Origin of the sequence: Paeniglutamicibacter sp., assembly GCF_046714615.1 — a bacterium.
GTDB lineage: Bacteria > Actinomycetota > Actinomycetes > Actinomycetales > Micrococcaceae > Paeniglutamicibacter.
Window position 1 is genome coordinate 1 of the sequence record NZ_JBKKAP010000041.1, and the last position, 8930, is coordinate 8930.

The window sequence follows — 8930 nt, forward strand, 5'->3', positions numbered from 1 at the left end:
GATGAAATGTTCATCCGCACCGCCGGCGCCCGTTTCCAAGTGACGACCCAAGGTTTCCCGGGTTGCCACTTGGCGACTACTAGTCGCGGGTCAGGCGGCGGTGGGTGACGCGGTGCGGCTTTGCAGCCTCCGGGCCCATGCGCTCGACCTTGTTGGCCTCGTAGGATTCGAAGTTGCCCTCGAACCAGTACCAGTTTGCCGGGTCCTCATCGGTGCCCTCGTAGGACAGGATGTGGGTGGCAACTCGGTCCAGGAACCAACGGTCGTGTGACACGACCACTGCGCAACCCGGGAATTCGAGCAACGCGTTTTCCAGCGAGCCGAGGGTTTCGACGTCGAGGTCGTTGGTCGGTTCGTCAAGGAGCAGCAAGTTGCCGCCCTGCTTGAGGGTCAGTGCCAGGTTCAGGCGGTTGCGCTCACCACCGGAGAGCACACCGGCCTTCTTCTGCTGGTCCGGGCCCTTGAAGCCGAAAGCCGAGACGTAGGCGCGCGAAGGCACCTCGACCTGGCCGACCTGGATGTAGTCGTTCCCCTCGGAGACAACTTCCCACAACGACTTTTCCGGGTCGATGCCGCCACGGTTCTGGTCAACGTAGGAGATCTTGACGGTATCGCCGATCTTGAGATCACCGGAGTCGATCGGCTCCATGCCAACAATGGTCTTGAACAACGTGGACTTGCCCACGCCGTTGGGGCCAATGACACCCACGATGCCGTTGCGGGGCAACGAGAAGGTCAGGTTGTCGATCAACACACGGTCGTCGAAACCCTTCTTCAGGTTCTTGGCCTCGATGACAACCGAGCCCAGACGCGGACCTGCCGGAATCTGGATTTCCTCGAAGTCCAGCTTCCGGGTGCGTTCGGCTTCCGAAGCCATTTCCTCGTACCTGGCCAGACGGGCCTTCGACTTGGTCTGGCGGCCCTTGGCGTTGGAGCGAACCCATTCGAGTTCCTCGCTCAGTCGCTTGGCAAGCTTCTGGTCCTTCTTGCCCTGGACCTCGAGGCGCTCGCGCTTCTTTTCCAGGTAGGCCGAGTAGTTGCCTTCGTAGGCGTGCAGGCGACCGCGGTCGACTTCACAGATCCACTGGGCCACGTGGTCCAGGAAGTACCGGTCGTGGGTCACGGCCAGGACTGCGCCGTGGTACGCGGACAGGTGCTGTTCGAGCCATAACACTGACTCGGCGTCAAGGTGGTTGGTGGGCTCATCGAGGAGCAACAGGTCGGGCTTCTGCAGCAACAGCTTGCACAACGCGACACGGCGTCGCTCACCACCGGAAAGGGTGGTCACCGAGGAGTCTCCCGGCGGGCACTGCAGTGCGTCCATGGCCTGCTCGAGCTGGGAGTCGATGTCCCACGCGTCGGCAGTGTCGATGGCTTCCTGCAGGTGGCCCATTTCCTCGAGCAGTGCGTCGAAGTCGGCACCGTCCAGGGCCATCTCCTCAGAGATCTGGTTGTAGCGGGTGATCTTTTCGTAGATCTCCCCGACGCCCTCCTGGACGTTGCCCAGGACAGTCTTTTCCTCATTCAGCGGCGGTTCCTGCAACAGGATTCCGACGCTGTATCCCGGGCTGAGGCGCGCCTCACCGTTGGAGGGTATGTCCAGCCCTGCCATGATCTTCAGGATCGTCGATTTACCAGCACCGTTCGGTCCAACCACGCCAATTTTTGCGCCTGGGTAGAACGACATGCTGACATCGTCGAGAATGACTTTGTCGCCAACGGCCTTGCGAGCCTTGGTCATCGTGTAAATGAATTCCGCCATGCCCTCAAGGCTAGTGCCTCGGGGAGCCTTACTCCCAATTGTTGTGCCCGGTTTCAAGAGATGGGGCATGTTCCTGCGCACATCGGACGGCCACGGCACCAATGTGCTGTGGCCGCCCACACGTTTGTGTCCGATTCGTGCCCGGGGAAGCTAGGCCGCCTCGGTGTCGGCGCCCGGCTCACTGTCCGGCCATCCGGTCACCGGGAACTCGTCGGTCGACTCCTCACGCTCCCGATCCTGTTTACCGTGACGGAGGTGCTGCTCGGCGTTGTCATCTCCCCCTGCGCGCCTGACCCTTTCAAATCGGCTGACCCCGAATCGCAGGTCGTGGCCAAGCGCCATGGCCTCGATGTCCACGCTGAAGCCGCGGGTTCCGTCCTGGCGGTCGTATTCACGAACCTGCATCTTGCCGTAGACCACCACATGGTCTCCCATGTGAATGCTGGCAAGCATGTTGGTGGCCATGGCCCGGAAGCAGGAGACGGTGTACCAATTACTGTGCACATCGATCCATTGCCCCGATTCGGGGTCCTGCCGCCGCTCGTTGCTGACCATGCGGAACTTTGCAATGGGCGTGCCGCTGTTTCCCCCGCTGGTGCGGGGCTCGGTTCCCACCACACCGCGCAACGTAATGTGGTCCGTCATGGTGCACTCCAATGTTCGACTGTGGGCAAGTACTTCTTGCCTCGTCACCCCAGTGTGATGCAGCACCCGCGCTGCCATGCGGCGGGACTCCGGTGCTGTGGATGAACACCGGGAGCGTGATCGAAAGCCGGAATGGCCGCGGCGATTGTGTGGGGAACTGGCTGCAGCGGTGCGCCCGCCGAAAAGTAGCTGAACTCCTTGGTATCCACCAGTGACGAAGACCGGCCAACGAGTACATGGACGAATCGCAGTGCAACAGGCGCATCTCCGCATTCGGCCAGGGACGATCCCACCCCCCTATCGGTATTCCCGCAGGTGCCATAGCATGGCCAAATGCCAGATAACTATGCATCGGTCCCGTTACGTGAACTCAACAATGGCGCCTTCATGCCCTCCATCGGCCTTGGTACGTGGCCCCTGGATGACATCCAGGCCGGAGCAGCAGTCGCCCACGCGTTGGATGCCGGATACCGGCTCATTGACACCGCGGAGAACTACGCAAACGAGGAAGGCATCGGAGAGGGCATCGGTTCGACGTCGGTTCCCCGCGAGGAATTGTTCATCACCTCAAAATTCAATGTGCAGTGGCATTCGGTCCAGGGTGTGCAGGACGCCTGGGAGAACAGCTGCCAACGGCTGGGCATGGAATACCTTGACTTGTTCCTGATCCATTGGCCCAACCCGCAGGAGGGCAATTACGTCCAGGCCTGGGAGGGGCTGGTCAAGCTGCTGAAGCGCGGCAGGGTCCGAGCCATCGGAACCTCGAACTTCACGGTCGCACAGCTACAGGAGCTGATTGACGCCACCGGGGTGGTTCCGGACGTCAACCAGATCCAGCATTCGCCGTTTTGGCTCGACGATGCCCGGCTGGCCTTCCACGCCGAACACGGGATTCTCACCGAAGGCTGGGCTCCACTGGGCCGCGGAAAACACGATCTGCTCAACGCGGCCCCGGTGCTCGCGGCGGCCACAGCCCACAAGGTCACTCCGGCGCAGGCCGTGCTCCGCTGGCAGATCGATCGCGGCGTCGTCCCCATCCCCAAGACCTCGAGCCCCGACCGCCTGGCCGAGAACCTCGATGTCTTTACGTTCAATCTCTCCCCCGAGGAGATCCTGGCCATCGATGCACTGGACGGCACTGCCGATGAGCCGGCCGACCCAATGCGTTTCGGGCACTAGTCCACTCGTTGCGGTTCCGGGGGCAGCCTCGGGACCGCGGTGGCCTTGGGCGTGATAAGAAGCGTCATGAACAGGATTCCTGCCACAAGGATGAAGGCGTTGAGCACCCCGTAGTGTTCGCCGAGGAAACCTAGGACCGGCGGCCCGATAAGCATGGAGGAGTAGCCGAAGACGGCTACGATGCCCACGCGGCGCGGTCCGTCGGTGGGGTGCGCTGCGGCCACGCTCATGCCAACAGGGAATCCGAGCGATCCGCCCAATCCCCACAGCAGCGCCCCGGTGAATACCGCCCAGGGGGCCGGCGCCAGGATGAACAGCACGATGCCGCCCAGGCCAAGCAGGCCCATGAACACCAGGACCCGCTTGTGGCCGATACGGTCGATCAGCGGGCCACCGAAAATGCGTCCCGCCGTCATGGCGGCAACGAATGCGCCGAAGACCAGTGCCCCTGACGCTTCGCTGAATCCGTGGTCGTCGACGGAGGCAATGGTGAGCCAGTCGTTGGCCGTGCCCTCGGCGAAAGCCAGCCCGGCAACCATGAGTCCGATCAGCATCAGATGTCCGTCGCGGAAGGTGCCGCTGAAGCGCCCCCACCATGTCTCGCCCGCGGAGGCACGGTCGTTGCCGTGAGCCATCTGTGGTTCGAGTCCCGACACGTTACGGACGAAGTAGAGGCCAAGGCCCATGATCAGAATGCCGACGATTGCGAAGTTCCACATCACGTCGATCCCGAGCAGTGCCGCCCCGGCGCCCAGGATCGCTCCGATGATGGTTCCAAAGCTGAAGAAGGCATGCATCAGCGGCAAGAGCGTCTTGCCAAGGGATCGCTCGACCGCAGCTCCGTCGACATTCATCATCACGTCGGTGGCGCTAAAGACGAAGCCGTAGAGGACGAGGATCGTCATGGCGCCCACGGTACTGCCGAGCACCTCGGTCACGGCCCCCAGGACGGCCAGTGCCGCACCCAAAATGAGCAGGCCCAGCGTGATGCCGCGGCGGATGCCCAGACGTGCCAGGATGCCTGGCGCAAAGGCCAGTCCGCCGATGGATCCGATAGCCAGGGCGAACAGCAGGATGCCGACATCCGAGGTGGAAAGATCGAGCTGCACCCGGACCGCCGGGAGTCGGGCTACCCACGTGGCAAACGCAAAGCCACACAAAAAGAAGATGCCAAAGATTGAATTGCGCCATGCCGTGTTGCTTGGCCTTTGGTCAAGTTCAACGGGTGCTGCGGATTGGCGTGGCAATGGCATCCTTTCGGCTTCGAAACAGTGAATCCTGGCGGTGGCGGTGATTGCCGCCCGGCAAGGTCGTCTACTGTTTCATCATACGTCCGGAGTAATTCTTTTTCACGGCCCCACGCACGCCCAAAACGCAGTATCGCCATCGGTGAAATATCGACCCAGCCTCTGTTTGGGCTATGATTCTTGTGCCCGCCTCCGTAGCTCAGATGGATAGAGCAAGAGCCTTCTAATCTCTAGGTCACGCGTTCGAGTCGCGTCGGGGGCACGCAAGGAAAGCGGTCTTGACCAGGTCTTCACTTGGTTGGGACCGCTTTTGTTTGCCCGAAAGCATGCGTTTTGAGGTCGGTTTTCATTTTCGACAGCCCGGGTCCCTTCAAATGGACCCAACCTTGGGCAGCCCATTTCAAGTCGCGTCGGGACGGGCCAAAGGCCCGGACTTCCACGAAGTCACTGCGTCAGGCTGCTGGCCTTCAAGGTTGCGACGGGCCCGGGAATTCGCATCCGGGTTCTCAGGCGTGGTGGATTCCGCCGACCCGATGGGCGCCATCCCAGACCATCACCCGAGGCTCACCATGCGGAGCGTCCCCAGTCGTGGCGACATAGCGTGCACGGACCCTGGCCTCCAGGTGCAGGTCCTCGGGCATGGATTCCACAATCAGCGGGTCCGGCCAATTGGAGACGGTCTTCTGACGGCCATCAAATGGCCCGCCGCGCAATACAACCAGAAAAGTGGTCATGGTCAGGACCCCGCGCCCAGGACTTCGGCGCCGTCACGGGTCCGTCGCGGCAAGCCAGGGGTCACGGTAACTTCGGCCAGAACGAGCTCGCGGGTTTTCATGGTCTTGTCCTCGATCAATGGTTGTCCGCCCACGAATGTAGTTGCGCCGGCTTCCTCAGCTTCACGCAGCTGGCTGAAATCCGCAATAGGCAGCGTCGTCGCCTTAGATCGGAAGCCGCCCGCCGGACTTGAGGTTCTTCATGACAATCGTGCTCGTGAGTTTCTCCACGCCAGGCAGCGCCACCAGCACATCGTCGTAGAAACGCTGGTATGCAGGCAGATCTGCAGCCATGACCCGCAACAAGAAGTCCGGTTCACCGAAGAGCCGCTGGGCATCGATGATCTGGCCGATCTGGCCGACCTCGCGCTCGAAGTCCTTCATGGTCAGCCGGTCCTTCAGGGTGACAAACACCAGCGCTTCGAAGGCGAGGTCCACCTTCGCAGGATCAACGTCGGCACGGTAGCCGCGAATGACGCCGCTGTTCTCCAGTTCGCGCAGCCTCCGGTGGCAGGGGGCCAGCGTGAGACCAACGTCCTCCGCGAGGGCGGTTGCTGTCATGCGCCCATCGTCCTGCAGGCGTCGCAGGATTGCGCGGTCGATTCCGTCCATGTGGCAGCCCCATTCGTGGGTTTTCTCGGTGATTCCAAGTCGTGGCGCTATATTCTTGCGCACAATCAAACATAACAGGATATTTCTTCTCCACCATCGGGAATCGGAGCGAGAACCGGCAAGCACATTTCGCCATTTTCTTCCTAAGCTTGCCAGTAGATTCCCAGCAGGAAAGAGATTCAGTCATGGACCTTCAAGTCATCTACGGCTTCATCGCGGTGTCGTTTGCCCTGGCCATGACGCCGGGTGCCGATTGGGCGTACGCCATTTCCGCGGGACTCGGCCGGCACCGGGTGTCGTCGGCGGTAGCGGGACTGTGCAGCGGCTACGTCTTTCACACGCTGCTCATCGTCGGCGGCATGGCGGCACTGATTGCCTCCATGCCGCAGCTGCTGTCCTGGCTCACGCTCATCGGTGCTGCCTACCTGCTCTGGCTGGGCATCAGCACCTGTCGTTCCTGGCGCGGCGCCGGCTTCAACGCCGAAGAAAGCCCTGCGCCGGAGCCGCCTCGCGGAAAAGCGGATTTGGCGGAGCCTCTCGCTGCCAGCAGGGCCGGCACACTACTGCTGGAAATGGTCTCTGCGGCACCCGCGACCGAAACCAGGCAACGCTTCTTCGGCCCTGCATTTTTCCGTGGACTGGGAACCAGCGGCACCAACCCCAAGGCGCTGCTGCTCTACCTGGCACTGATCCCCCAATTCATCCATGCGGACGCCGCATTGCCGGTCCCGGCACAAACTGCGATCCTGGGCACCAGCCACATGGTGCTCTCGCTCTTCGTCTACACGGGCGTTGCCCTGGGCGCCAGGGCGTTGTTACGCCAGCGTCCCACGGCGGCACGTTTCATCACCTTGGCCAGTGGACTGACAATGATCGTCCTGGGCCTGCTACTGCTCATCGAACAGGTCCCCGCCCTGCTGGGCTCGATCCAAATGCTGATGGGCTTGCTCGGAGACTGACCCTTTTTGGCGAGCACCGTCGAAGCCGAACGATTTGCGTAACCCGGCTAGGGTTCATAGGGACAACTGCAATCGACGAACGGTAAAATGCATGCGAAAGCTTCTGACCGTCTTGGCCCTGGGTGCCATGCTGCTGACCGGCGGCGCAACCGCTGCCCAAGCCGCCGCTGCGACCGACATCGTTGTCGAGGACACCGCCGGGTCGCTGGATTTGGACACGCTGCTACCGGCCATCGAAAAGATCGATTTCTACGAACCGACCAAGGTCGCCATCTACACCCGCAACGGCGAAGCCAGCGACAACCTCAATGAGGAAGTGCTGCGCTTTGCGCGCGAGCACCACCCCGAGTGGCTCAGCTCGGATCGGCAAAAATGGGCCGATTCGATATTCCTCTTTGCCCTCGATCCGGCGGGCAGGCAGGTGGGAACCTACTTCGGTGAGGACCGCAAGGTCTCCCCCGCGCAGCGCGACGACATCCAGGAAGCCACCAAGGACCTGCTCCGCGAGGCCCAATGGACCGATGGTACCGTCGCCGGAGTCGAGCGAGCCGCCCAGTTGATGAACCGACCATGGTACAAATCGCCGAAGCTGTACGCCTGGAGCGGCGGCATTCTCGTCGTTGGCGGCATCAGCGCCGGCAGCACCCTGTACGTCCGCAGGACCTACCGCAACCGTTCCAGAAAGGCACTGGAAACGGGCAACGCGAGTTACGCGAATGTGAGTATGGACCTCGAGGTCACCGAGCTGAACGCCAAGACCATCAACGACAGCTCCCGCTACGGGAGCCTGGTGCTGGAAAAGTACCGCGGCTTCTCCTCGGCCTACAACGAGCTCGCCGAGCAGAGCAACAAGGCCAACGGCCTCGACGCAAAATCGCACGTGCGCAAGGATACTGCGCGCTTCCTGGAGAAGTACGCTGCCAATGCCACGGAGCTTGACCGGATGGATGACGTGATTGCCGATACCAATATGTTGTTGAACATGGGTTCGGGATGGGCCGGCGCCTGGGAACGGCAGCTTGCGCCGTTACACGAGGACCTGGCGGATATCGATGAATTGCTCGACGACAACGCGGCCGCGCCGGACGCCCCGTCGGCGCTGGCGTTGCGCCGGTTCAAGTCCATGACCACCACGGACATGGAGCAATGGGCGGCGGACCTCCAAGCCGGGAGCTTGGGGCCCGAGGACGGCCTGGACAAGATCGCCGCGGCCCGCGAGCACCTGACCGGGCTGCTCAAGGAGTATTCGGAAGTAGTGATCGAGAAGTACGCAAAGAACGAGGAGGAGGAAAAGCTGATGCGCGCGGCCATGCGCACTCCGGAGGCCAACGGCGCCAGGTATTCCTCGAACCACAGCATCCTGGGCACCGTGTACCCGTCCAACAGGTTCTGGTCGGTCATCGGGTTCAGCACGGGGTTCAGCTCCGGGCGCTCCAGCGTCCAGGAAAGCCGCACCGCCAGTTCGTCCTCGGGCGGCAGCACCGGTTACGGCTCCAGCGGCGGCAGCTTCTCCGGGTCCGGATCCTCCTCGCGCTTCTAGGCGAAGTGCCTTGGGGACCCAAAGACAGCAAACGGGCTGCCGGTCGGAGTTGTTCCGATCGGCAGCCCGCTATCTGGCCCCGGGGGCCGTGTCGGCGTGTTACTTGCCGGGGACAACCAACTTCGGGGCACCGGCACGCGCCGCCTCGAAGCGGGCCGACACATCGGCCCAGTTCACGATGTTCCAGAACGCCTTCACGTAGTCGGCCTTCAC

At 62.2% G+C, this 8930-nt stretch carries 9 protein-coding genes and 1 tRNA gene; 4 read left to right on the forward strand and 6 right to left on the reverse strand.

The features are described 5' to 3' along the window. Positions 1-79: 79 nt before the first annotated feature. Together ettA and ACLQ7E_RS05185 are read right to left on the reverse strand one after the other, a co-directional pair. Complete coding sequence (gene ettA / locus ACLQ7E_RS05180; RefSeq protein ID WP_411731506.1) at positions 80-1762, reverse strand: energy-dependent translational throttle protein EttA; 1683 nt, start codon at positions 1760-1762, stop codon at positions 80-82. 150 nt (positions 1763-1912) lie between these two features. Then, positions 1913-2407 (reverse strand): single-stranded DNA-binding protein, encoded by a 495-nt coding sequence (locus tag ACLQ7E_RS05185; protein WP_411731507.1) that lies wholly within the window; start codon positions 2405-2407, stop codon positions 1913-1915. A 333-nt stretch (positions 2408-2740) separates the two neighbouring features. Between ACLQ7E_RS05185 and ACLQ7E_RS05190 the strand changes: the two genes are divergently transcribed. After that, a complete protein-coding gene (locus ACLQ7E_RS05190) occupies positions 2741-3586 on the forward strand; it encodes an aldo/keto reductase (RefSeq protein ID WP_411731508.1) in 846 nt (281 codons plus the stop codon). On the opposite strand, the gene ACLQ7E_RS05195 is transcribed toward ACLQ7E_RS05190, so the two are convergent. Then, positions 3583-4695: an MFS transporter gene (locus tag ACLQ7E_RS05195; RefSeq protein ID WP_411731509.1), complete on the reverse strand. Its 1113-nt coding sequence runs from the start codon at positions 4693-4695 to the stop codon at positions 3583-3585. The genes ACLQ7E_RS05190 and ACLQ7E_RS05195 overlap by 4 nt on opposite strands. A 326-nt stretch (positions 4696-5021) precedes the next feature. Between ACLQ7E_RS05195 and ACLQ7E_RS05200 the strand changes: the two genes are divergently transcribed. Continuing rightward, a tRNA-Arg gene (locus ACLQ7E_RS05200) sits at positions 5022-5095 on the forward strand. Between the two features lie 244 nt (positions 5096-5339). Here ACLQ7E_RS05200 and ACLQ7E_RS05205 read toward each other — a convergent pair. Both ACLQ7E_RS05205 and ACLQ7E_RS05210 read right to left on the reverse strand, forming a co-directional pair. Next, entirely contained in the window at positions 5340-5567 is a 228-nt protein-coding gene (locus tag ACLQ7E_RS05205; protein ID WP_411731510.1) for a hypothetical protein, read from the reverse strand. Between the two features lie 204 nt (positions 5568-5771). Further along, positions 5772-6218 (reverse strand): Lrp/AsnC family transcriptional regulator, encoded by a 447-nt coding sequence (locus ACLQ7E_RS05210; RefSeq protein ID WP_411731511.1) that lies wholly within the window; start codon positions 6216-6218, stop codon positions 5772-5774. Between the two features lie 185 nt (positions 6219-6403). Here ACLQ7E_RS05210 and ACLQ7E_RS05215 point away from each other — a divergent pair, with 185 nt between their 5' ends. Beyond that, a complete protein-coding gene (locus ACLQ7E_RS05215; protein WP_411731512.1) occupies positions 6404-7177 on the forward strand; it encodes a LysE family translocator in 774 nt (257 codons plus the stop codon). A 91-nt stretch (positions 7178-7268) separates the two neighbouring features. Then, a complete protein-coding gene (locus tag ACLQ7E_RS05220) occupies positions 7269-8717 on the forward strand; it encodes a DUF5129 domain-containing protein (protein ID WP_411731513.1) in 1449 nt (482 codons plus the stop codon). A 99-nt stretch (positions 8718-8816) separates the two neighbouring features. Here the strand turns inward: ACLQ7E_RS05220 and ACLQ7E_RS05225 are convergent. Beyond that, positions 8817-8930, reverse strand: a 114-nt coding sequence (locus ACLQ7E_RS05225) for a Fe-Mn family superoxide dismutase (RefSeq protein ID WP_411730882.1), incomplete at its 5' end; no start/stop codon positions are given.